Annotated in this window: 21 protein-coding genes and 1 pseudogene; 3 read left to right on the plus strand and 19 right to left on the minus strand. The window is 32.6% G+C overall.

Going from position 1 to position 23,448, the window contains the following annotated elements; genetic code table 11:
* Positions 1 to 95: 95 nt before the first annotated feature.
* The 3 genes and pseudogenes from PN497_RS03125 to PN497_RS03135 all read left to right on the plus strand — a co-directional run bounded on the left by PN497_RS03125 (position 96) and on the right by PN497_RS03135 (position 2,735).
* Entirely contained in the window at positions 96 to 1,583 is a 1,488-nt protein-coding gene (locus PN497_RS03125) for a DNA phosphorothioation system restriction enzyme (protein WP_096567939.1), read from the plus strand.
* Between the two features lie 71 nt (positions 1,584 to 1,654).
* Positions 1,655 to 1,942: pseudogene (locus PN497_RS03130) on the plus strand (hypothetical protein); the annotation flags it as partial.
* Positions 1,884 to 2,735 (plus strand): Rpn family recombination-promoting nuclease/putative transposase, encoded by an 852-nt coding sequence (locus tag PN497_RS03135; RefSeq protein WP_096567935.1) that lies wholly within the window; start codon positions 1,884 to 1,886, stop codon positions 2,733 to 2,735. The pseudogene PN497_RS03130 and the gene PN497_RS03135, both read left to right, overlap by 59 nt.
* A 129-nt stretch (positions 2,736 to 2,864) precedes the next feature.
* On the opposite strand, the gene PN497_RS03140 is transcribed toward PN497_RS03135, so the two are convergent.
* The 19 genes from PN497_RS03140 to PN497_RS03230 all read right to left on the minus strand — a co-directional run bounded on the left by PN497_RS03140 (position 2,865) and on the right by PN497_RS03230 (position 23,327).
* A complete protein-coding gene (locus PN497_RS03140; protein WP_096567934.1) occupies positions 2,865 to 3,269 on the minus strand; it encodes a type II toxin-antitoxin system VapC family toxin in 405 nt (134 codons plus the stop codon).
* The gene (locus PN497_RS03145; protein WP_096572674.1) at positions 3,269 to 3,496 is read right to left on the minus strand and encodes an AbrB/MazE/SpoVT family DNA-binding domain-containing protein; all 228 of its coding nucleotides are present in this window, start codon (positions 3,494 to 3,496) and stop codon (positions 3,269 to 3,271) included. The genes PN497_RS03140 and PN497_RS03145 overlap by 1 nt, the downstream gene beginning before the upstream one ends.
* Before the next feature lie 106 nt (positions 3,497 to 3,602).
* Positions 3,603 to 4,697: a glycosyltransferase family 4 protein gene (locus PN497_RS03150; RefSeq protein WP_096567933.1), complete on the minus strand. Its 1,095-nt coding sequence runs from the start codon at positions 4,695 to 4,697 to the stop codon at positions 3,603 to 3,605.
* A gap of 28 nt (positions 4,698 to 4,725) precedes the next feature.
* Entirely contained in the window at positions 4,726 to 5,601 is an 876-nt protein-coding gene (locus PN497_RS03155; RefSeq protein ID WP_096567931.1) for a glycosyltransferase family 2 protein, read from the minus strand.
* Positions 5,598 to 6,614 (minus strand): glycosyltransferase family 2 protein, encoded by a 1,017-nt coding sequence (locus PN497_RS03160; protein ID WP_096567929.1) that lies wholly within the window; start codon positions 6,612 to 6,614, stop codon positions 5,598 to 5,600. Before PN497_RS03160 ends, PN497_RS03155 begins: the two co-directional genes overlap by 4 nt.
* A 91-nt stretch (positions 6,615 to 6,705) precedes the next feature.
* Positions 6,706 to 7,623 carry a glycosyltransferase family 2 protein gene (locus PN497_RS03165; protein ID WP_096567928.1) on the minus strand — a complete coding sequence of 306 codons (918 nt, stop codon included), beginning with the start codon at positions 7,621 to 7,623 and terminating at the stop codon, positions 6,706 to 6,708.
* A 38-nt stretch (positions 7,624 to 7,661) separates the two neighbouring features.
* Entirely contained in the window at positions 7,662 to 9,707 is a 2,046-nt protein-coding gene (locus tag PN497_RS03170; RefSeq protein WP_272109583.1) for a glycosyltransferase, read from the minus strand.
* Positions 9,708 to 9,767: 60 nt separating this feature from the next.
* Positions 9,768 to 10,913 (minus strand): class I SAM-dependent methyltransferase, encoded by a 1,146-nt coding sequence (locus tag PN497_RS03175; protein WP_272109585.1) that lies wholly within the window; start codon positions 10,911 to 10,913, stop codon positions 9,768 to 9,770.
* A 102-nt stretch (positions 10,914 to 11,015) separates the two neighbouring features.
* A complete protein-coding gene (locus PN497_RS03180) occupies positions 11,016 to 11,747 on the minus strand; it encodes an ABC transporter ATP-binding protein (RefSeq protein ID WP_096567926.1) in 732 nt (243 codons plus the stop codon).
* A 91-nt stretch (positions 11,748 to 11,838) separates the two neighbouring features.
* On the minus strand, positions 11,839 to 12,627 hold the full coding sequence (locus PN497_RS03185; RefSeq protein WP_096567924.1) for a Uma2 family endonuclease: 789 nt from the start codon (positions 12,625 to 12,627) through the stop codon (positions 11,839 to 11,841).
* A 278-nt stretch (positions 12,628 to 12,905) separates the two neighbouring features.
* Entirely contained in the window at positions 12,906 to 13,727 is an 822-nt protein-coding gene (locus PN497_RS03190; protein ID WP_096567922.1) for an ABC transporter permease, read from the minus strand.
* 158 nt (positions 13,728 to 13,885) lie between these two features.
* A complete protein-coding gene (locus tag PN497_RS03195) occupies positions 13,886 to 14,716 on the minus strand; it encodes a Uma2 family endonuclease (RefSeq protein WP_096567920.1) in 831 nt (276 codons plus the stop codon).
* 35 nt (positions 14,717 to 14,751) lie between these two features.
* Positions 14,752 to 15,741 (minus strand): glycosyltransferase family 2 protein, encoded by a 990-nt coding sequence (locus PN497_RS03200; RefSeq protein ID WP_096572671.1) that lies wholly within the window; start codon positions 15,739 to 15,741, stop codon positions 14,752 to 14,754.
* Positions 15,742 to 15,796: 55 nt separating this feature from the next.
* Positions 15,797 to 17,080 (minus strand): glycosyltransferase family 2 protein, encoded by a 1,284-nt coding sequence (locus tag PN497_RS03205; RefSeq protein ID WP_096567918.1) that lies wholly within the window; start codon positions 17,078 to 17,080, stop codon positions 15,797 to 15,799.
* A gap of 25 nt (positions 17,081 to 17,105) precedes the next feature.
* Positions 17,106 to 18,011, minus strand: a complete 906-nt coding sequence (locus PN497_RS03210) for a class I SAM-dependent methyltransferase (RefSeq protein WP_096567916.1) — start codon at positions 18,009 to 18,011, stop codon at positions 17,106 to 17,108.
* A gap of 111 nt (positions 18,012 to 18,122) precedes the next feature.
* Complete coding sequence (gene glf, locus PN497_RS03215) at positions 18,123 to 19,232, minus strand: UDP-galactopyranose mutase (RefSeq protein WP_096567914.1); 1,110 nt, start codon at positions 19,230 to 19,232, stop codon at positions 18,123 to 18,125.
* A gap of 22 nt (positions 19,233 to 19,254) precedes the next feature.
* Positions 19,255 to 21,153, minus strand: coding sequence for a glycosyltransferase (locus PN497_RS03220; RefSeq protein WP_096567912.1), 1,899 nt, complete (start codon positions 21,151 to 21,153; stop codon positions 19,255 to 19,257).
* 610 nt (positions 21,154 to 21,763) lie between these two features.
* The gene (locus PN497_RS03225; protein ID WP_096567910.1) at positions 21,764 to 22,507 is read right to left on the minus strand and encodes an ABC transporter ATP-binding protein; all 744 of its coding nucleotides are present in this window, start codon (positions 22,505 to 22,507) and stop codon (positions 21,764 to 21,766) included.
* Between the two features lie 13 nt (positions 22,508 to 22,520).
* Positions 22,521 to 23,327: an ABC transporter permease gene (locus tag PN497_RS03230; RefSeq protein WP_096567908.1), complete on the minus strand. Its 807-nt coding sequence runs from the start codon at positions 23,325 to 23,327 to the stop codon at positions 22,521 to 22,523.
* Positions 23,328 to 23,448: the final 121 nt, after the last annotated feature.

Here is a 23,448-nt window from a genome sequence, read left to right on the forward strand (position 1 = left end):
TGGTGACTGGTGACTGGTGACTGGTGACTGGGAAAAATATTAATTCTTCTTCCTGAACTCCCAAACTACTGAACTACTGAACTACTGAACTCCTTATGTACCTCACGCGATCGCCAATACAGAAACAAAAACCTCCTGCTTTCTCTCTCAAGTTGCCTTTTGTCAGGGAAAATCAGGGTAGTTATCATGTTCAGTCATCTTTACCAGGATGTCCAAAAATGCCTGTATCTTTGCAAATGCGGGGATATCAGCGTCAAGCTATTACTAGCTGGTTTGCTAATAATGGCAGAGGGACTTTAAAAATGGCTACTGGTAGTGGGAAAACGATTACTGCTTTGGCGATCGCCTGTGAATTATACCAACAAATAGGTTTACAAGTCTTGTTGGTGGTGTGTCCTTACCGTCATTTGGTTAGTCAATGGGGTAGAGAATGTGAGAAATTTAACTTACAACCAATTTTGGCTTTCGAGAATTTACGCACTTGGCAAAGTCAACTTTCAACGCAATTATATAATCTGCGTTCCGGTTCTCAAAATTTCGTCACTGTCATCACCACTAACTCGACTTTAATTAGTGAGGGGTTGCAATCTCAACTTAAATATTTTACACCTAAAACTTTAATTATTGGTGATGAAGCGCATAATTTAGGCGCACCCAGGTTAGAAGAAAGTTTACCTCGGAATATCGGTTTACGTCTCGCTTTGTCTGCTACCCCAGAAAGATATTTTGATGATGGAGGTACGGAGTCTTTATTTGATTATTTTGGTTCTGTTTTACAACCGGAGTTTAGTTTGCAGAATGCCATAAATCAAGGTGCTTTAGTTCATTATCTATATTATCCTCTTCTAGTGGAATTAACGGAAATTGAAAGTATTAATTATTTGAAGTTGACTAAAAGAATAGGGCGATCGCTACAATATAGAGAACGAGAAGAAGGGGGTATCGACGATTTTGAAAATATTGAAGATATTAAATCCTTATTAATAAAACGTTCTAGGTTAGTAGGTGCAGCAGAAAATAAATTAGTAACTTTGAAAGAATTAATGTTAAATCGTCTGGATACCAGCCATACTTTATTTTATTGTAGCGATGGTTCACAGGAAAGCGGACACCGTTCATCTTTGCGTCAGTTGAAGGAAGTAGCGAGAATTTTAGGAGGAGAGTTAGGTTACAAAGTCAGCACCTACACCGCACATACTTCTTTACAAGAACGGGAAATTTTAAGAGAACAATTTGAAAGCGGAGAATTACAAGGTTTAGTTGCTATTCGTTGTTTAGATGAAGGTGTGGATATTCCCGCTATTCAAACTGCGGTGATTTTATCAAGTTCTGGGAATCCCCGTCAATTTATCCAGCGTCGTGGTAGGGTTTTACGTCCCCATCCTGGTAAGGATAGAGCGACGATTTTTGATATGATTGTTTTACCTCCTGATTTGGATCGAGAAGCAATAGAGGTGGAACGCAATTTGTTAAGAAAAGAGTTAAGAAGGTTTGTGGAATTTGCGGATTTAGCGGATAATGCAGGAGAAGCAAGGATGAAATTATTAGATTTGCAAAAGCGTTACGGATTATTGGATATTTAGGTGAATTGAGTTAATCCCAAATAAAGCCAAAAACCTGATAAATAAAGAGTTTCAGGGTAAGAAAAAAGGAACAAGGTGCATTTAGTCTGGGTAGAGTCATGACTAAATTGCCTCATACTTCTTTAACTTCTATTGCTATTTCCTTTTTGGTTATGAATCTTTCTACCCTGTTATCATGGCTTTTTTGGGGATTTTTTTGTCAATTTTTCAGAATTACGTCTTTTTTCCGTTGTCGGAAACGCTATAGAATTTATGATATTTTAATGATATTGATGTTTAGGCGAAAACTATTTGCCATTAATGAAAACAGACTCAATTTTTTATCAAATATTTCAAACTTTACCCACTGTTCTATTTGAATTATTAGGAGAATCTCCAGCAAAGGCCAGTGGTTATAAGTTTGATTCAGTGGAGATTAAGGAGTTAGCATTTCGTTTTGATGGTTTATTTCTCCCACCTGTTGATGAAGATAAACTGATTTATTTTGTAGAGGTGCAATTTCAGCAACGTGATAATTTTTACTGGGACTTGTTTGGGGAGATATTTCTGTATTTGAAGTTGTATCGTCCTCAACAAAATTGGTGTGCAGTGGCGATATTTCCCAATCGTAGCACTGATACAGCAGAACCGATTCAGTATCAAGAGTTATTTCATCGGGGTAGAATATCACGGATATACTTAGATGAGTTAGGGGAAAAAACTGGTGATTCTGTGGGTTTAGGAATGCTAGAATTGATAGTAGCACAACAAGAACAAATCAGGGATAAAGTAGTTCAACTGAAAGAACAAGTACGGGTATCTTTAGCAGAACCAATGATCCAGGAAAAGGTTTTAGAATTGGTAGATAAGATACTGGTGTACAAGTTTCCCTATTTAAGTAGTCAGGAGTTAGAAGCTATGTTTGGACTGGATGAATTGAAGCAAACACGGTATTTTCAAGATGTGAAGGAAGAGGGTAAAGCGGAAGGTAAGTTAGAAGGTAAGTTAGAAGGTAAGTTAGAAGGTAAGTTAGAGATGATACCTTTGTTGTTACGTTTGGGTTTAAGTGTGGAGGCGATCGCTTCTGAGTTGAATTTAGATATAGAGTTAATTAGATCAAGGATATCGGATAATAAGCAATCAATGGATGTTAAAGAAGTAAAAGATTCATGAGATATTTGATTTTTAGTTTAGGGTATTTAACATAAAATTATATGTGGATAAATACCCGATCTTTTCAAGAAGTCGTGTATCTGGATGTCAAGTTGTTTTATTCAGAAATTGCTTGAGTTGCTATTCAGATCATGGAGCTATAATTTCTAAAGTTGGGAAATATGTACGGTAACGATTGACATCTCTAGTTAAAAGTATCATATTTGCAATTGCAGCATGAGCGCCTATATAAAAGTCGGGTAAAGGTGATCTTTTAGTTCCTCCTTGTTGACGATATTTGGCAAAGCATTTTCCAGCTAAAAATGCTGCTTCCCAAGGTAATTCTAAACGATGAAAAACATTGAGAGGTAATACAGCTTCTAATTCTTCAATTTTTTGAAAACCAATGGAAATTTCTGCATAAATAATGGGGTTAATATTTAGTTGAGTTTGTTCAGCATATTCAGTTAATTTATTAGATGACCACTCAAAACAATTTGGATCTTCTGTGACAATATCGAGAATTATGTTGCTATCAACCAGTATTTCTTTCATTAATCTTGTCTCGTTAGTGCCATAATTTCATCGGTGGTCATTTGGACTGTAGCTTTACCTCGCATTATTTCTATCAGATTTTTACCGGGAGTGGGTTTAATTTTGGATTTTTTTATGTAAACTGCATCTCCGATGATTTCAAATTCTACTTCTGTGTTGGGTGTTAATCCCAATCTTTCTCGTATTTCTACGGGAATAGTTACTTGTCCTTTGGATGTGATTTTCATATTTTTATTGTCAGGTAAGAATTTTCTTACTTTTAGTATTACATATTTCCGAATCATCGGCAATAAATTATGCTTTGAGTATTTTCTGGAAATTTTTAAACTCATCCTAAATATATTGCTTTAATATTTCAACTGTAGCCATTCCTGTTTTTTCCCAACTAAATTGATCTGCTCTTTTTATCCCTTGTTCTGAAAGTTTTTTTCTAGTTTCTGCATCATTAATAATAGTTTGCATTGCTGCTGTAATTTCTTGTATGTTATAGGGATTAATTAAAATTGCCGCATCTCCTGTAACTTCTGGAAGGGAGGAAATATTAGAAGTGATAACTGGAGTACCACAGGCCATTGCTTCTAATACTGGTAAACCAAAACCTTCCCACAAACTGGGGAAAACTAAAGCAAGTGCTTGATTTATAATGGTTGGTAATTCGTTGTAAGGTACGTAGTTAAGGAATTTGACTAAATGATTTATTTCTAATTCTTGAACTTGTTTTTCTAATAATGGGGTGTAACGTTTATCTGTTGGTCCAACTAACCATAGTTCATAGTCATTTCTGTTAGAAAGTATGGAAAATGCAGTTATTAAACGTTGTAAATTTTTATAAGGATGTTGACGGCCGATGTATAAGAAATAGTTTTTAGTGGGGAGGTTGAGAAATTGGAAATGAGAGTGATCGCACGCTAGGGGAATTGGTGTTATTTTATTACTTGAGATTTGGTAAAATTTGGTGATATCGTTAGCTGTTGCTTCAGAGTTACAAATAATATGTTGTGCTTGGTTGAGGACTTGGGGGGTATAGTAACGGTGATATGGTGTTAGAGGTGAAAAGGGTTTGGGAAAGCGTAATGGGATCATGTCGTGTGACATGACGATAAAGCGACAGTTTTTGTATAGTGGTGCTTCAGGGATGGGGGAGAATAGCAGGGTAGATTTAAGGTTTGTGTATATTTTGGGTAGTTGGAATTGTGTCCAGATGAGACGGTTTAAATGTCCCTTAATACCGTCAGCGGGTGTAAGATTGTTGGGGATGGTGTAGCAGTTGAATTCAGGGTAATTTTGCGCTGTTAATAGGGTAGGTTGGAGATGTTTTAAATATGGTAACAGATTTAAAGCATAGTTGCTGATGCCGGTTGGTTGGGAGAAGATAATGGCTAAATTTAGGATTAATTGATGACAGGATGAATTATTTAGTGTGTTCATTAACCAATCCTTCTATTTATCAAGATTATTATTTATATCTCAATACTAACTTAACAATCTCCCAAGAATAAGAATTTGATGTAATCACAAATTCATATAAAAATTTTGTGAAAAGGTAAACTCGTAAAATCAATCTTTCCCACAGAGGACGATGCTTTTTATAGTAATATATTTGGCTGAGTCTATATTCTACAACCATTTTATTGGCAATCTTGTTTACAGAATGTCCTCGAATATGAATTAAAGATACTTGGGGTGTATATAAAATTTTATAACCTTTATTTTTGACTCTTTGACATAAATCAGACTCTTCAAAATACATGAAAAAATTTTCATCAAAACCACCCAGTGAATGAAATAAATCTGCACGAATAAAAAGTGCTGCACCTACAACAATATCGACTTCTTTAATTTGTTTAAAATCCTTTTCTAAACGATTTAATTTATTTGTCGATTGAGCATAATTGTGTAATTTTTTAGCTTCTATTTCACCTTTAATACTGATTTTTGGTGAAAACGAGATTTGAAAACTGCCATCTGGAAATAAAAGTTTAGGTCCTATAATTCCTACTTCTGGATTTTCTTCCATTAAATTAATCAGATGTGGCAATATGTTACTGGTAATTATGGTATCGGTATTTAATAAAAATAAAAATTCTCCTTTAGCTACTTTTGCACCAGCATTATTTCCTGCTCCAAATCCGCGATTTACTGGTAATCTAACTAGGTGAATATCAGGAAAATTTTTAGCTACAAAATCTGGACTAAAATCTTCAGAAGCATTGTCAACTACAATTACTTCTGAATTATCCTTGGTGAAAAATTTAGATATAGAATTTAAACAATCTGGCAAAACCTCAGCACCATTATAGTTAACTAAAATAATTGATACTTTTTTCGTCATTTTCTCTTGTTGTAATGTTTGTTAATTTTTAATGAATATGATTTGATGATTTTTTTCAAATCAAATATGATTTTTAATACCCAAATTTTTAATGCTATACCTTCAGAATTATAACCCATTAATAAACTTTTACCAAATAATTTTAATATATTCACACCAAAATCCAGTTTCTTATCATCAAAAGGATTAGACCAATTTTCATCATCTAGCTCTTGCTGAAAACGCTCATAAAAAGCTTGACTAAAGTTGCGATGAACTAAATAGCTATTACCAGTAATTTTAAAATTTTTACTTATCCATGCTGATAACTCAGGATAAATTTTACCTGCATCGCGCGTAACTCCGACATTATTTAAACCATGAATTCTATAGCTAACTAAAGGTTGGTGAATATGAACAATTTTGCCTTTCTGCGCTGCAACTAAAGCAATCCACCAATCATGATACCAGCTAATCTTTTCCTGTTCTGGAAATGGAAGTATTTCTTTAAGTAGAGAACTACAAAATAAGACAGAACATCCTGTTACTACATTACGAAGTAACAATAAATCTGTAGAGAATTTCTCAGGGTTTCTTCCTTCAAAATTCCAGGTAGAATCATGAATAATTTCATCATTACTATCTATCATTTGTAAATCTGAATGTACTAAAATTGCTTGTTCAGAACGCAATGTTTTTATTAAAATATTCAATTTTTCTGGATACCATATATCATCCTGATCTGCAAGTGCAATTGCTGTAATATTTCCATCTTCAAAACAATAATTTAAGCCTCTTTCAAAGTTGTAATAATGATGAAGGTTATGCTTGTGAAAATGACAAACAAAGCGCGAGTCTTTAGCAATTATTTCTTGAATAGCTATTTGGTATTCTGTTTGAGAACAATCATCAACAATATAACACACCCAGTTTTTATAATCTTGATTTTTAATTGATTGTATCTGTTTTTGTAAATATTCTAAATTTGGGTTGAAGGTTGCTAAAACAATAGCGATTTTTTCTGGGGACTGCATTTTAATAAGTTATTACTTTTTATGTTAAATATTGCGATTAGTGCATCATACAAACAAATACCGTAGATACTATGCCGTATTTTTCAAATAACTACCAAGTTTTTCCAAGTCTGCCAATAAAACCCTCAGCAGTACCAAGCAAACAAGCCCAAGCTTTTAATAGCTTCAAATCAGGCTCATAATTTATTATATGTTTAAAATGTTGTTTGACAACATTTAATCTATAAATTATTGTTTTATACAACATTTTTTTTGTAGCCAAGCGAGTTTCAAAAAAAGTATTATTCCTGCAACTATAATAGTAACGTAATGGTGAACAAGTGTATGTTAAAACCTCTTGTTTGCTTTTGGCTGACTTTAGTTTGCGAGTTGTACCCAAATTATGACTGAGAATTACTTCTTTTGCAATCACTATCTTATATCCTTTATTTCTAAAATTCATGCAATAAAAATAATCAACAGCATCTAAAAATAAATCTTCTCTTGGTAGTTCCACAGCTTTAGCTGCATTCATATATATTAAACTACCTGAAGTTATCAGAACATCACATTCATAAAAATCATCAGTCCCTTCAATATTTGATACTGGTTCAAATTTATATTCTTTAAATATTAAGCCGTGAATTTTACTTTGAGAATTTATATCTATCGGTAACGGAGCAATAATACCTATTGGAAATTCTTTATAAGATAACAAACTATATTTTATTAAAAGCTTTTCCAATAAAAATTCTTCTGGTTCGCTATCTTGATCAAATGTCCAAAGGAAATCATATCCTTTTTCTTTTGCCCAAATAACTCCGGCTTTTAAACCTCCTGCTACTCCTATATTCTCAGGGAAATGCTTGACTAATAAACCATGTTCAGGAAAGATAATTTGCTCAGGAGAATTATCAACTACAAATATCTCTTCAATTCGGTATGATTGGTTTTGTAACATATCCAAACATTTTTGTAGTGCCTTTATATCCTTATAGGCAGTTACATAAACACCAACTTTGTAGGTCATACATTTACCTTTTATTTATATAAACAACACTAATAAAATTAAATATCCACTTCATTACCTTTTGCTAAACCTAATAGTTGTTTTAATTTGAACCACTTATTTCTTATTTTCCAAAACTTACTTAAACGCATAGCTTCAATAGTTTTGTAAGCCTCATCTAACTCCTGTGATTGAAATAAATTCAATCTTGGTTTTATTTTTTGAGGTCTTCCAGCATAAACTTCATTACGCCAAGAACCAAATAGCCTATCTGATTGTGTATTCCTCTGTGCTATGTCAGAAAACTTATCATTAAAGTATCTAGACATATTTACTATAAACTTACCAGTTGTATTAATCATAGAAGATGAGTGTAGCCTATAAGAACTTAGGATTTCTGGAACTAACTTACAGGAATAACCATGATGGGCTAATTTCAACCATAAATCGTAATCTTCCCATCCAAACCAACCATACTCAACTAACTCAGTAGAATAACCTCCTATCTTAAGTAATATTTCCCTATTAAACATTGCCATAGCATCAATATAGGGGTCTTGAATTAAATTATCAACATTCCAATCTTTAGCAGAAACAACATCAAAATCCTGTTGAGTTATATTATCAAATCTTCTGATTTTTCCATATACACCAGCATAATTAAATGCGTTTATCTTTTGATAAAGAACAGATAAGCAATTGGGATAAATCCAATTATCTGCATCTAATATAAATACATAACTTGATCGTGCAACTTTCAAACCTACATTTCTTGCATCAGCTAGACCTGTATTTAAATATTTTTTAATTAAACAGATAGGTGTATTGGAATTGCTGAGATATTCTTCTACAATTTTTGCAGAATTGTCTGTTGAAGAGTCATCAACTACTAATACTTCAATATTGCCTGGTAAATTTTTTAAATTTGAATTAGAGACACTTTCTAAGCATTCATGTATATAGTCAGAATAATTATATAAAGTAATTATTACAGATACACAGGGACTTTCACAAAATTCATATTCAGAATTGTAGATAAGTTTCCAAGGTTGATGTCCCATATCTTCAAATACTTTGGCAGACTGTAATCGAGATATAGCCAATAATCTTTTTTCATCTAGCAATGAATCTCTTTCAGTTGGTTCATTTGTAACTTTTGATTGGAAAAATTCTGTGTTTATTCCGTTGCAACTGTTTTCCAAAAATGTAGCACTATTAGATGTGATAACATTAATACTTGCTGCATCTTTTGGCTTCCTTGCTTTAAGCTCAAATCCTGCACTAAACTTTTCTTGAAAAGATTGCTCTAAATTTAGCATTGACTCCCATAGCAGACCATTTCTTTTACTAGGATCAGCCCAAATTTCGCTCCAATTTTTAATTGTAGTTTTGGCTAACTTATTATAAATATCTGCACCATACTGTTGTTTTACTGAATAGAGTAATTCAGATGTCAACCATCCCAATGTGAAAGCAGGATTAAAATTTTCTGAAACTTGGCATATTTCTATGTCAAAATCAGAGAACCAATTAATTATGCCATATTTTGTGGCGTTATAGAAATGTATAGGTCCTTCATGTAAAGGCTGTAGAAAAGCTGTATGCAGGATTAATTTTCCACCAGGCTTTAAAACTCGAAAAATTTCTCTAGATGCTAATACTGGATTATGTAAATGTTCAAAAACATTAAAACAAACTACTGCATCAAATACTTCATCATTAAATGGTAAATTGTGTGCGTCTCCTACAACATCAGTATTTTTCCATATAGCATACTCTATTTCTATACATTTAGTAATTTCAGCTTTTGTTGCACCTGCTCCTATATTTAAGCTATAGCCATCTAACTTTTCTAACCAGTTAGTAATTTCTAATGGTAGCTGATTACTAACATGATTTACAGGCATTACTCTAACAGACTCAGGTTGTTCTAAAAAAATGGGTACTTCATTCAAGATAGAATATTTTGCCGAGCAATTGGTACACTCTAGATATTCTGGTTTAATTACTAAGTGAGGATTATTGCATTTTGTACATCTTAGTAATTCAACTATACTATTTAATTTTGTCTTGTTAAGCTGCATATTTGATTTAAAATTTTCCATCTCTAGAGTTTATTGAAATAGTTAAATGTCAGTTTTTCAATTAATTTCATTTAGTTGTATTTAATAATTATTAAATGGATTAAAACTCATAAATTTTTTAAAGGCAATCCAAGATTGCCTGATTTTCCAAAATTTACTGGATTCCATTGCTTTAATCATATTTTGATAGTAAATGTTTTGCTCTTCATGATTCTGTAAATTAATTTTTAAATCTTTTAATTCCGATTGAGTTTTTTGCACATATAGTGTAGTTTCAATTAATTCGTTTTGTTTTTCTTTTAAAGCATTTTGTAAGCTATTGATTTCTGATTGCAATTGATATTGCATACTTTCTGAGGATTCTTTTAATTCTTGTAATTTAAGTTGTGATTGTTGCAATTCTCCTTGAGTAATATCTAATTGAATTTTTAAAGTTTCCAAATCTATTACCAATTCAGAGTAATATTTAGTTAATTTAGAATATTTTTCTTTTAATAGAATGTATTTATTTTCTATGGATGAAGGTACTGCCTTAATAATAAATTGGAATGTATCTGCTTCTTCATCCTGCTCAACTTGTTCAATTACTTGATTATTAAATTTATTCTTGTCTATTAAAGGAATCCAGTTTGAACCAGAAAAAATGGGTAATTTAGTTCTTTCTAAAGTATGTACACAATATCCAGTTTCTTCAAACATATTTTCAGCTGTTTCGCGGGTGAAAAATCTTAGATGCGTATTGTCTAAAATACCTAATTCTGTGTAATCAAATTTACCCTGAAGTAGTGCTAAACGTATGGATCCATGAGCAATATTGGGAATTGAGGCTACGACATATCCCTGTGGCTTTAGAAAGCTATGAACTTCTTTCAAAACTCTCCAAGGATCACGCAGATGCTCTAACACATCTCCAAAAACAGCAATATCAAATTTTACATTTGGCAGTATTTCTGATAAAGAAACATAGTCCAAATCAGCTATAATAACACTTTCACAGTATTGATCAGCAACTTTAGCGGCTTGTGAATTAATTTCTACTCCTACTACTTGACATTCCCTCTTTGTAAGTAACCTGGCAAAATAACCAGTGGCACAACCAAAGTCAATAACATACTGTTTTTTTCCTATCAAAGTCAACATCTTTTTTAGGCTACTGTTAGGATCTAAATCTTCCTCATTTATATCATCAACCAAAGGATACTTTTTCTGTAAACTACTAATATTCATAAAATCAATTTCTCAATTATTATAGTAATATCTTGATCAGGTTTGAAATTCTCATAGTATCACTATCTGGTTAATTACATAAATTACAGTATTACGTTTTAATTAAACTGGGGTTAAATATTGTTCTACTGCTTGTGCGGATCTTCCTGTAAATTTAATAGTTCCTTTCCCTAGCCAAACTACTTTATCACAAGAGTGTTTTACAAACTCCAAATCATGGGACACAACTAAAACCGTCGTTTCCCCATTCCAAAAACTATCCATTCTTTGCTTACACTTATTCTTAAAACTCTCATCTCCTACAGATAACACCTCATCCAAAATTAAAACATCTGGCTGCACATCCGTAGCAATAGCAAACCCCAACCTTGCCACCATACCAGAAGATAAACCCTTAACCGGAACTAAAGCATAATCCTGCAACTCCGCAAACTCCAAAATTGACCGCGATCTTGCTTTCATTTCAGACCTAGAGAATCCTAACAATACACCATAAAGAAGTATATTGTCCATCACTGAAATTTCCGGATCAAAACCTGCTCCTAGTTCAATCAAAGGTGCCACTTGACCACGTACTCTAACTGTTCCGCTAGTGGGTTGCAAAATTCCAGATATTACCTTTAAAAGCGTAGATTTACCTGAGCCATTAGCACCTATTATACCTATTTTTTCACCTTTGTCAACTACTAAATCAATATTATCTAAAACTAATTTTTTAGCGGGCTGGCGATACTTGCCTTCTACTATGGATAGTATGGTTTTCTTTAAATCATAAGAAAACTCTTCTTGAGTACGCCTCCATAAACAAACCTGATCTAGTCTAATGACTTCCATTTACAATAAATCCATAAACTGATGTCGCTATAAATTAAAACAAGTCTATCCCACGATAGAAAATAATTATACCACTCAATAATACCTCCATTTACAAACTATCAGGTTCAATCCCTAATTCTCTCAATTTTTGAGCTAAAATAGATGCTTTCTCCTCTGCTGCATCAGCACGTTGGCGTTCAGCTTCAGCCTTTTGGCGTTCAGATTCAGCTTTTTGGCGTTCAGATTCAGCTTTTCGTTCTTCAATTTCTGCTCTTTGGAGGGCAATTTCAGCTTTTCTAATTTCTTCTAAATTAGCTTCTTCTAGTGTAGGTACTAACTTTCCTTCAACCGTAAAATATCTTAACTTCTCTTCCCACACCCCTAAGTATAAACCTATCTCCTGACTCCAATACCAGTCATTTTCTGATGGTGTAATAGCTTTATATTCACTGTCTGTTAGTCGCCATCCCATTAATTCTAAGGTATTTGGGGAAAACCAAAAATACTCAGGAGTGCGGAATTGATTTTGATACAACTGTTTTTTCAATCCCTTATCTACTTTCGCTGTAGAATCAGAAAGTAGTTCAATGATTACATTGGGATATTTACCATCCTCTTCCCATATTACCCAAGACAGGCGCGGACGTTTTTCCGTGTCTTTGACTAAAAAAAAGTCTGGACCTCTGAAGTCTCGGTTTTTTAATTGTTGACGACTATAGTAAATACTAAGATTTGCACCAATAAAAAAATCTTCTCTATCACGCCATAACCATTCTAAACAAGTTACTAATATTAATAATTGTGTATAATGTAATGAGCTTTCCATTTCTGGCTCGTCGCTTAGTAGTTGAGTGCAATCTGGCATTAATGCTTCTATTTCTTGTGCGGTTAAAGCCATAGATTTTCTTAGGATAAATTACTATCTTTAAGTTAATTATAAACTATCCGTATATAATGGTCTGCAATTACAGCATATTCCATCTACACGATGTACATTATGAACAGGCAAGACTTGTAATGAGCGGTTAGTGAGCTTGTACTGAGCGAAGTCGAAGTGCACAGTCGAACTATGTCGAAGTATGCCTGTGCTACAAGGGTTTTATCATTAATATCTGTACCTGATAATAATGGAAACTGCTGTATTAAATAATAGTTATATCAACAAAACAAGTCTATTTACAATAAATCCATAAACTGATGTCGCCACAGATGAAAACAAGTCCATCCTAAGGACAAAATAATTATGCCACTCAGTAACGCCCCCCATATTAAACCTAAATCTGGTGCAGAACCTGATAATGTAATCTGCCGCAGACTCTCAATTATAGGCGATAGGGGATTTAAACTCAGAAAAGGCTTGACTTGGGGTGGTACGATCGCTGCTGGATAAAAGATAGGGCTACTGATCCAAATCACAAACACAACTAACTCATAAAAGTAGGGTAAATCTCTAAAGAAGACGTACAAGGCACTTACCAAAAATCCAATACCAGTGGAAACTAACACTAATGCCAGAAACGGAAAGACTAATGCTAATACATTTACCAAACTCTTGGCATTAAATAAAGTCATCAATGCCAGTAGTGGAAATGCCCCTACGGAAAATTGAAATATGTTCGCCGCTACCATAGAAACAGGGAAAACACTAACTGGCAACCGAATCTTATTCAATAATGCTCCATTACCGACTACACTTGCTAAAGCTTGGGATGTGGAAGCTGAGAAAAAATTAATTACCACCAGTCCTGTAAACGCTGCTAATACGTAGTTAATGATGGAGTTACCATAGTAAGATGAAAAGGTAGCACCAAAAATAGCTGTGTATAAACCAGTCATGATCAATGGGTTCAGCAGTGACCAATAAACACCCAGGATTGAACCCCGATAACGCACTTTTAAAGTCCGCACTACCAAGACGTGCAATAGTTCCCAGTAGCGCTGTACCTGTAACCAAGTTAAATTGTTTTTGATGAAATTTTCTTTGATAGATAGGGTCATTCTCCAGAACCACCACAGGCTATAGCCAACTTACCAGAGCATTGTATACTATTTTCAGTATTAATTTAACCTAAAATATAACCATCCTCTTGAACGTTAAAATAGATCCCTAACTTCTCTCAAAAGAAAAAGTCGGGATCTATTGAATGACAAATTATTTACAAACTATCAGGATTAATACCTAAATCTCTTAACCTCTGAGTTAAAATAGCTGCTTTAGCTTCTGCGTCTTCAGCCCTTTGTTTTTCAGCTTCAGCCCTTTGTTTTTCAGCTTCGGCTCTTTGTTTTTCAGCTTCGGCTCTTTGTTTTTCAGCTTCGGCTCTTTGTTTTTCTGATTCAGCCCTTTGTTTTTCTGATTCTGCTTTTCTGTAAGCAATTTCAGCTTTTCTGATTTCTTCTAAATTTGCTTCTTCAGGTGTGGGTATTAATCGCCCCTCAACGCTAAAATACCTTAATCTACTTTCAAACACTCCTAAATACAACCCTAATTCCTGACTCCAATACCAGCCATTTTCCGAAGGAGTAATACTTTTATATTCACTGTCTGTTAATCGCCACCCTACCAATTCTAAGGTATTAGGCGAAAACCAAAAATATTCAGGAGTTCTAAATCGGTTTTGGTACAACTCTTTTTTTAATCCCCGATCTACTTTAGCAGTAGAATCGGAAAGTAATTCAATAATTAAATTGGGATATCTACCGTCTTCTTCCCATACTACCCAAGAAGCACGAGGGCGTTTTTCTGTGTCTTTGACTAGAAAAAAGTCAGGTCCTCTAAAGTCTCGATTTTTTAACTGTTGCCGGCTATAGTAGATGCTAAGATTTGCGCCGATAAAGAAATCTTCTCTATCTCTCCACAACCATTCCAAACAAGTTACTAATATTAATAGTTGTGTATAATGTAAAGAGCTTTCCATTTCTGGCTCGTCGCTAAGTAGTTCGGTGCAATCTGGCATTAATGCTTCTATTTCTTGTGCGGTTAAAGCCATAGATTTTACTTGGATAAGTTACAATCTTTGATCCATTATAAACTAATATGATTCTTGTTAAGAATTTTCTCATTATTTCCGTAATGCCAAGCAATACCAGCACTCCAACCAACACGCACACCTTTAAAAGCTTGTTGGATATATTGCCATAAAATCCCATTATTGAGACGATGGGTAAATTTAAGCCTAATAATCCGCAGTAAACAACGATAAATTAACAGTGAGGCTAAACTTATAATTAAAATCGGCAAAGGAATTTTTTTACAAGCGTGTTTTAAGGCAAAATAAGTCGTGTTTTTAGCCAAAGAATACCAACAAGTTAGATGTTTTTGATCATAACGGTTATGACTAGGTTGAGGATAATGATCTACAACCGTATCACAATAATGTATTTCATAACCAGCTTGAATTAAACGCAAACAAACATCTGTTTCATCTAAAAAATATTCAAAAAATTCATCATACCCATTAATTTTTTCCAGTAATTCTTTACGGTAAGATGAATTAGTTCCCATTAAACCATTAAACCAAAAACCCTGTTTTTGATTATAGTTAATCACATTTTCTGAACGAATAGGAATTGTATTACTAATAAGATTGGTAATACCTTGATGATATTGTAAAGGATAACCAGCTTTTGTCATATCTCTGACAGTACCACCAACCCCGGCACATTTATCACCATATAAAGCATAGGTTGATATTAATTTATCTAACCAGTCAGTCGGGGGAATAGCATCATCATCTATAAAAGCAATAATCTTTCCTGATGATTTTTGGATTCCTATATTTCTAGAAATACTAATATTTTTAGGTTGTGATGTTAAGATTTTGATGCTAAAAGTTAAATTATTTTTGAGTAAATTTATCATTTTTAATGTACTGTCATCATCGGAAGAATCTACCACAATAACTTCAAAAGAATTATAATTGATGTGATTTAAAGATGCCAGAGTTTTTTGGAGTGAAGCAGAACGATCTGCGGTACAAATAACTATAGATATCAATAAATTTGTGTTTGACATAGTTGCAATTATTTCCAAGGATTTCCAAGTATTTCCAATATTTTGAAGAGAGATGTTATTTTGCACCGACTGATTTATTTACCAAAATGCTCATCTGCAAATATATTTTTAATACCCGATAAAATACTTGCAGACTGTTAAACAGCACATTCATTAAATGCAAATTTACCTGAATGTAACCAGTACCACTAAAGAAATAAACTTTTTTAGCTAAATTGAAATACAAAATTTCTGGTTTATAGCAGCTAACTATTACCAAATCTACAGGTTTAACAAAACAATATCCTAAGCAAATGTAAATTCTCAATAATAAACTTTTGGGTGGATACCAAATAGTAACTTGAGGGAATTGACAGATATTTTGATATATAGAAGATTGCACCAAGATTTTGCTATTATTGTGAATAATTGCTGCTAAATCATATTCCTGATATGGCAATATATCAGGCATTTTACCTTTAATTTTCTGAAGGAAATCTGTCAAACCTTGTAAATAAATTTCTGCCCAAAAATAACGCCCAGTTAATGAGTAATAAATTAATTTTGGCAATAATAATTTCAGACGTTTTAATAATAGTTCTGGTTTGTGTTTTTGCCAACAGTAACAAAGATTACGTTCATCATAATAACTAATCCAAGGACGTTGTTTAAAATCAGGTGAAGAATGCCAAATAATAGACGCTGGATGAGCAGCAACCACCCAACCAGCTTGTTTTGCTCTTAAACACCATTCCACATCATCAAAATGCAGAAAGTAATTTTCAAATACTCCGATTTCTTCAATTATTTCCCGTCTGAATAATAATGAAGCTGCTGCACAAATATCTACTGTGAGATAAGGTTTACCTGCTAAAATTTCCGCTGTTGATTTAATAGGTGAGTTACCAAAATAAGTTTTTAAATGTGCTTTTGGTTCATGAATATAACCGCCTATTTCTTGAATAATCTCCGGTTGTTCTAATTTTCTAATTTGAGAACCTACTAACCCTATCTCTGGATACTTTTCTAAGGTTTCTACTAAAGGAAGTAAAGCTTGATGATGTAAACGTACATCATTATCTAGTAACCAAATATAATCATAATCAAGGTTACTAACAAACTTCATTCCATAAGAAAAACCACCAGAACCTCCGAGATTTTCCCCTGTTTGTAAAACTTTAATTTCGGGATAATGTTCTTCCAGATAAGCTTGTGTACCGTCATTAGAAGCATTATCAACAACAAAAATATCCAGACTTATCCCATGCAAATCTAGTTTTTGTGTGTCTTCAATAACCAAACAAACATCTTTAATTTTGTTCCAAGTAACAATGATAGCTGCGACTTTGGTAATGTTCATAATTTATTTCAGATTATTGCATAAATCATTTATTAAAATCAATAATTCCAATACCCATCCATTCTTCAGCAATATGACTAATTTCCCAAATTGAATATGACTGAGAGTATGATAATTTCATTTCATTCCAACATCTTCTAGTACCACCATCTAAGTGATCATATTCCGAGGCGTTAATATCATGAAAAGCACAAATTTTTGCATAACGACCTACATTAAAAAAGTCTCTTTTCATGCCATGATAGGAATGATCTGCATCAATATAAACAACATCAAATTCTTTACCGATAAAATCAGCAGATGTAGCAGGAATGGCTTTTTCTAATGGTAAAATAGATGAAAAATAATCCCAGTCTCTAAAGTTGTCTTCTATATCTACACAGGTATACTTAAAGCTTTTGTTGAACTTAGATAAAACCGCACAACAAAAAACAGAAAATCCTCCATACATTACCCCAATTTCTAAAAAAGAACTTGGTTGTTTTTGAATGCAATAAATTAAAAAATCTGCAAATTCAGTAGGGATTTGTAATGGTCCATAATCAGAAGCATTCAGATATTGTTGATAAGGAGAATAAAGATTCCATCCTTGATATGCACAACCATAATCTTTGATTTTTTCTAACAAAAAATTTCTATTTTTTAATTGTTCTTTGTCTGCTGCTAAAATTGATTGAATGACAACTCTACCCTTATTGAAATCATGTTCAATGGCTTTTTGATTCATGATATCTGGTAGATTTTCAGGTTTATTTCCCGCAGCTATATTTTGATATTGTGTCTTGATAATTTTATAGATTTTTTTGATCTTTTTGGATTCGACTTTTAGCTGTTCATAGGAACTAATTAACTTTTTTAAACCTATATTTCGATCACGAATAAATACACGAATAGATTTAGGTACTATTTGTGTAAATGCTGTATATATCACGATATTTTACCTCTGATTATTGTTAATTAAATGTAAGTTAAGGTCAGTGAAGTGTGGATGCAACCTAGTAATAATCTCTAATAGATATCTAATAGATATCTAATAAGATATCTAATAAATTTGACTAATTTTATTTTCAAAAACTGTGAGAGCAGCAGCAATAACTTGATCCATGTTGTAATATTGATATTGTGCTAATCTGCCAACAAATGTTACTGTTTCCAGCTTATCTGCTGCATTTTTATACTGTTGAAATAATTCCCGATTTTTAGGACGGGGAACAGGATAATATGGATCTCCTTCTGCTTGTGGATATTCATAATAAATAGTGGTTTTTGGATGTTTTTGTCCAGTAATATGTTTAGATTCTACTATCCTTGTAAAATCATAATCATTGGGATAGTTGACAACAGCAACAGGTTGGAAATATTCAATATCATGAGTTTCAAATTCAAAACGCAATGAGCGATAGGGAAGTTTACCAAATTTATAATCAAAAAATTGATCGATGGGTCCAGTATAAATTAAATGGTCAAACTTCAACCATTTTTCTACATCTTGAAAACTGGTATTAAGCATAATTTTAATGTTGGGATGTTCCAACATTTTTTCAAACATTTTTGTAAAACCATATAGTGGCATAAGTTGATACTTATCACCGAAATATCGGTTATCTTTATTAGTTCTCACAGGAATACGAGCGCACACTGAACCATCTAATTCATGAGGCCACAAATTCCACTGTTTATAAGTGTAATTTTTAAAGAATTTCTCATATAAATCAGTTCCTACTTTGCCAACTACAGCTTGTTCTGAGTTTTCGATTCTGTCATATTTTTCTTTAACTTGCTCATAAAATTCTGCAATTTCTTGACTATTGAGATTTAAGCCATACAGTTTGTTAATAGTATTAAGGTTGATAGGAATTGGGTATAAATCACCATCCACTTTAGCTAAAACTTCATGCTGATAAACTCGCCATTGGGTAAATTGTGAAAGGTAATCAATAATTTTTTTACTATTTGTATGGAAAATGTGCGCTCCATATTTATGAATCAATACTCCCGCATTGTCGTAAAAATCAAACGCATTACCTCCAATATGATTGCGGGTATCAATCACTAAAACTTTGCGATCTAAGCGCGTAGCTATACAATTCGCTAGGGTACAACCTGCAAACCCAGCACCAACAATCAAAAAATCAAACATTGTAGGGTACATAATCTTGTGATAGTTAATTTGATTATTTTGTTTCTATTTCTAAATACTTTTCCCAGAAAGCTTGACTGGTAAATTCAAGGAATGAGTCGATATATAAAGTTTTCAATTTTGGTAATTTGATGAACATTAACAAGGATACCCATAGTGCATTTATTAGCACTTTAAAAAACTTAGTTCTGGAAAATTTGACTACAAATCCTTCCTGCATTTGCAAATTATAATACAAAACCTTTTTAGTTCTAAAAGCATTTAAAGGTCTACTATTACTAGCGGGGACAATACAATATCCTTTATCGTTTAATGTGTCATCTGCAAAGAAAAACCAATTTGGTAAAAGATGACCATTAAGAGTTAAAAGTCTGAAAAATCTATGTAACTTGTTTTCACTCTTTTCTCTACTTTCTAGATATTTTTTGTACACAAATGGTAAATCTGGATTTTTAGTTGTTTTTTCTGTAGACTGACAAACCTCTTGATGATTTTCTTCTGGGTTTTTAGCAACTAGAACATCAGGACCTTGGAGAAAGTCAACAGTAGCTTTAATAATGCTTTCAGCAGTTTCATATCTATAACAGAATAATTCTTTTAATAATGGTTTCAAAAACCATTTAATTGCCTTGATACTGCTGAACTCTTTGTGAAAGTACAAACTATGATAAATCAGACTATTTCTGAAAAAATAGTATTCAATGGATGGATTTTTCTTATTTTCAAATGGTTCATGCCAAACACATATACCATTCAAAATTATAATTTTTTTACCGATTCTGCGGCAAAATTCCACATCATCTATTTTAATAAAGAAAGGATATGGTAAACCATAATCTTTGATAGCATCGACTGGAAAGCAGAAAAACCACCACCCAGCATAATCAATATATTCATCTACCTCATTAAATAAAGTTTCTTTTAATTTTCTCAAATCCATATTAGGTTTAACAGGAATAAAACCTTGATTTCTATTCCAATAAGCTCCTTTTTCATGCTGTATATATTTTTTATCTAATCTCAACATACTGCTACCAAGACAGACATCTTTCTGATTAGAAAATGTCAAAAAGTTCCAGACTCTCTCTAATATTTCTGGATCAAAGAGAATATCATCATCCATCAGGATAATATGTGAAAATTCATTCTCCTGATTATGTTGCTGTTTTAAAACTTCCAGCATTCCTCTAGCAAAACCACCGCTTCCTCCGGCATTTTTATTGGGTATAACATGAATTAAATCATTATCAAATTTCTCTAAAGTCTTGCCGTTGTCAATAATAAATACTTCTAATTTGTTTTCAAAAATACTTGGTTTTAATAAGTATTTTTCCAATAATTTTATGTTTTTATAAACATAGTTTTCCCTTTTGTAAGTACAAATGACAACTGCAATTTTTACGTCGGTAACAGGTTCTGTCAAAGTTGAAAAATACCCACCGCTAATTTGACACAAATTTTCTAATGCTTCTATTTTCAGGTAGATCATTCCTGTAGATGTGGATATATCGAAGTTTTCTAAAACTTTGATTTCTTCAATTTCGTTATTTTTGATAATCTTCTGTGATAATACAGTTTTAGTCTCACCTAATCTGTCAATATTGTAAACACTAATTTTAAAAGTTCCTTTTAATTTGACACTAGCACTTATATTTCTAACCTGGGTATATTCTTTCCAGCTATCCACATAAAAAGCATTAAAATAGGTGTCAAAACTAACAATACCACCTTGATTTAGCTCTAGTATCTGATTTTCATAGTTAAATACAACTTGGTTAAATAAAACTTGAGAATTACTTCTAAAAAATAATTCTTCAACAGTACAAATATCAGTTCTAGGAAAAATTATATTTTGCAGATGATTATTACATATATCTTTTATATCTTTTGGAGTACGGTGAAGGATAGCTGGTGATTCTAGTTGGTTAACCATAGTTTATTTTTACTCGACCTTTGTTTTATGTTGCTTAATAAAAAATCTTCAGTAACTGTTATGCCAAACCATAAGTTGAAATGCCAACAGAATAATCACTTAATTCCCAACTCTGGTTTCTGTATTCATATCTCTTGTTAATGGTGCATTTTTGGTTAATATTTTATACGATGTTAATGTATAGTTGAGTTGTTGTGGATTTTGAAAAATAGCTTTTTCCCTTGAGTAAATAAATTTATTTCACATTATTTCACCAGATTATGCTATTTTTTATACCTAAGTCTTCAATTATTTATGTCTGGCAATACTGGATAGTTATTTAACACTAAATTTTGTTGCTTCTTATGTTATTTTTGATTCTAGGTTTTATTTATTTCACTATCAAAAAATTTATACATTACACCTCCTAGTAATGATGTAATATTATTTGGTAGCGATGGTCAAAAATGAGTTCATATTGCAAAATTTAATTGCATAAATCTTGTTTTTCCTTGTGCTTCAAAATATCTAATATCTCCTAAAATCCTTATTGATATGATATCTGCTCTATATTACAAATACAAATCTACTTACTCACCCTGATAAATAACTCTGATCAGTAGACTTAAATTTATTCTGGAATAACTTTACCAGCAAGATAAGACTCTACTGCACGTTCCGCACTACCTATAAAATTGATTTTTCCTTTGTCTAACCAAATTATTCTTTGACAAGACTGTTTCATAAAACCTAAATCATGGGATACTACTAAAACCGTTGCATCTGCATCCCAAAATTTTTCAATTCTTTGCTGACATTTATGCTTAAATCTTTCATCACCTACTGATAAAACTTCATCCAAAATTAAAATATCCGGTTGCACATCTGTAGCAATAGCAAAACCTAATCTTGCTACCATACCGGAAGATAAACCTTTCACTGGAACTAAAGCATAATCTTGTAATTCTGCAAATTCTAAAATTGAATGCGCTCTTTTTTTCATTTCCATCCTAGAAAATCCCAGTAACACACCATAAAGTAAAATATTGTCCATAACTGAAATTTCTGGATCAAAACCTGCTCCTAATTCAATTAAAGGGGCAATTTTTCCTTTACCTCTCACTTTTCCCTCTGTGGGTTTAAGAATACCCGAAATTATTTTTAAAAGTGTGGATTTTCCAGAACCATTCGCACCAATAATTCCTAGTTTTTCTCCTTTATTAACTACTAAATCAATATTATTTAAAACTAATTTTTTGGCAGGTTGGCGATATTTACCTTCTACGATAGAAAGCAACGTTTTTTTCAAATCGTAAGAAAATTCTTCTTGTGTTCGTCTCCACAGTGACACTTGATCTAGGCGAATTACTTCCATTACAATAAATCCATTACAATAAATCCATAAACTGATGTCGCCAAATATGAAAACAAGTCAATCCCAAGGATAAAATAATTATACCACTCAATAAAGCACCCCAAATTAAACCTAAATCTGGCAATGTTCCTGATAATGTAATTTGACGCAAACTTTCAATTATTGGTGATAAGGGATTCAAGCTTAAAAATGGTTTTACTTGATTTGGTACAATAGCTGCTGGATAAAACACAGGGCTACTTATCCACAGAACAAATACAATTAATTCGTAAAAGTAAGGTAAATCTCTAAAAAATACGTATAAAGCACTTACTAAAAATCCGATTCCTGTAGAAACTAAAATTAATGCTATAAATGGAAATACTAACGCTAGACAATTTACCAAATTTTTGGCATTAACTAAAGTCATTAATGCTAGTAAAGGAAATGCTCCAACACAAAACTGAAATATATTAGACGCAATCATTGATACAGGAAAAACACTAACTGGTAACTGAATTTTATTCAATAATGCGCCATTATTAACTACACTCACCAACGCTTGAGATGTGGAAGCTGAGAAAAAATTAATTACTACTAAACCTGTAAATGCTGCTAAGACATAGTTGATGATCGAGTTACCATAATATGATGCAAAAGTAACGCCAAAAATTGCCGTGTATAAACCTGTCATTATTAATGGGTTCAAAAGTGACCAATAAACACCAAGGAATGAACCCCGATAACGCACTTTTAAAGTTCGGGATACTAAAACTTGCAGCAGTTCCCAATAACGCTGGACTTGCAATTTTGTGAAATTGTCTTTGATAGATAGGATCATCCTCAAATACCACTACACACCACAGCCAAGATATTCGGGCATTTTATAGGATTGTCAGCATTAATTTTAGCCAATTTGTCAGAATTAGCTTTTCATGAACCATAGGAATAGTATTTATACC

Origin of the sequence: Sphaerospermopsis kisseleviana CS-549 (assembly GCF_028329225.1) — a bacterium.
Taxonomy (GTDB): Bacteria; Cyanobacteriota; Cyanobacteriia; order Cyanobacteriales; family Nostocaceae; genus Sphaerospermopsis; species Sphaerospermopsis kisseleviana.